Below are 1,581 nucleotides of genomic sequence, written 5' to 3'. Positions count from 1 at the left end.
CGGCCTCGCGCTGGATCCCCTCGCCGCCATCGCGCAGCAGGCCGCGCCGCCGCGCGCCGCCCAGCCCGCCCCGCAGCAGCCCGCGCCGCGGGAGCGCGAGGTCACCGTCGTCAACCAGTCGGGCCAGACGCTGCGCGAACTCTATGCCGCGCCGCCGGGCGCAGAGGGTTTCGGCCCTGATCTGCTGGGCGCGGACACCGTGCCGGACCGCGGCAACTTCCGCGCCCGCATCGCATCCGCCACCTGCACCCTGGAATTCCGCGCCATCTACCAGGACGGCACCGAGGAACGACGCCGGCAGAACATCTGCGAGAACCGCCGCGTGCAGTTCGGCGACCCGTCCATCCCGCTGCGGGAGGCGACGATCCGCAACGAGACCGACATGATCCTGCTGCAGGTCTTCGCCGCCCCGCCCGGCGCCGCCGGCCGCGGCCCCGACCGGCTGGGGGAAAACGTGGTGCCGGCGGGGCGGGAATTCCGCATCCGCATGGGCCGCACGCGGGACTGCGTGTTCGACGTGACGGCGGTGTTCGAGGACGGGGAGGAGGAGGTGCGCGAAGCGCTGAACCTCTGCCGCGAACCCCGCGTGACCTTCGGCGACCCGAACGCGCCGCGGCGGGAAGCGCGCGTGCTGAACGCGGCCGACCGGACGATCCGCGAGCTCTACGCCTCGACCCGCGCACCCGGGGCCTGGGGGCCGGACCGGCTCGGCAACGACATGCTGGAGCAGGGCGCGAGCGTCACGCTCCGCCTGCGTGGCGCGTCCTGCCTGTGGGACATCCGCGCGGTCTACGAGGACGATGCGGAGGAAGTGAAGCGCGGCGTCGACCTCTGCGCCGTGCGCGAAGTCGCCTTCGACGGATCGGGCGCGCCCCGCCCGCCTGAACGCCGCGTCACCCTCGTCAACCGCCACGGCGCCACGATCCAGGAAGTCTACCTCTCCGGCAGTGCCGAGGAGGATTGGGGGCCCGACCGGCTGGGCGAGGAGGTGCTGCCGCGCGGCCGGCGCATCGAGATCGGCGCCCGGCTGCGCGACTGCGAGGCCGATCTGCGCATCGTCTTCGAGGAGCGCCGCGCGGCGGAGGAACGCGCCGCGATCAACCTCTGCGAGATTTCGGTCATCGTGCTGCGCCCCGGCTGGACGCTCGCCGACCGCCTCGACGAGGGAGAGGCGCCGGAGACCGGCCCGCGCCCCGGCAGCGTGCGCCTGCGCAACGCGGCGGAGGTGCCTGTCGCCGAGCTCTACGCCGACCCACCCGGGTCGCCGCGCGGCGCCGACCGGCTCGGCCGGACCGTCCTCGGGGTGGGGGAGACACTCGACTTCGCCCCGCCCGAGGGGATCGAATGCCGCGCCGACCTGACCGCCGTGTTCCGCGACGGGCGGGAACTCCGCCTGCCGGGGGCGGATCTTTGCGCCGGGGTCGAGGTGGTGCTGCGATGATGCGTCTTTTGATCCTGCTGCTGGCGGTTGCCGCCCTTCCCGCGCGCGCGCAGGGCGTGCCCGAGCCGCTGCGCGGCGCCTGGGTGCGGGGCGCGTGTACCGCGCCGGAGGCGGTGCTGCAGGTTTCGGCCCGCGGCGCG

Annotated in this window: 1 protein-coding gene; it reads left to right on the top strand. The window is 74.8% G+C overall.

What is annotated here, in order from left to right; translation table 11 throughout:
- Positions 1 to 1,441 (top strand): hypothetical protein (locus HW577_RS24790; protein WP_198378756.1); only part of this gene is annotated, 1,441 nt, incomplete at its 5' end.
- Positions 1,442 to 1,581: the final 140 nt, after the last annotated feature.

The sequence above is a fragment of the Neoroseomonas rubea genome (assembly GCF_016106015.1).
Lineage (GTDB): Bacteria > Pseudomonadota > Alphaproteobacteria > Acetobacterales > Acetobacteraceae > Neoroseomonas > Neoroseomonas rubea.
The sequence above is the reverse complement of the archived record's forward strand: the minus strand, read 5'-3'. Positions and strand labels throughout refer to the sequence as shown.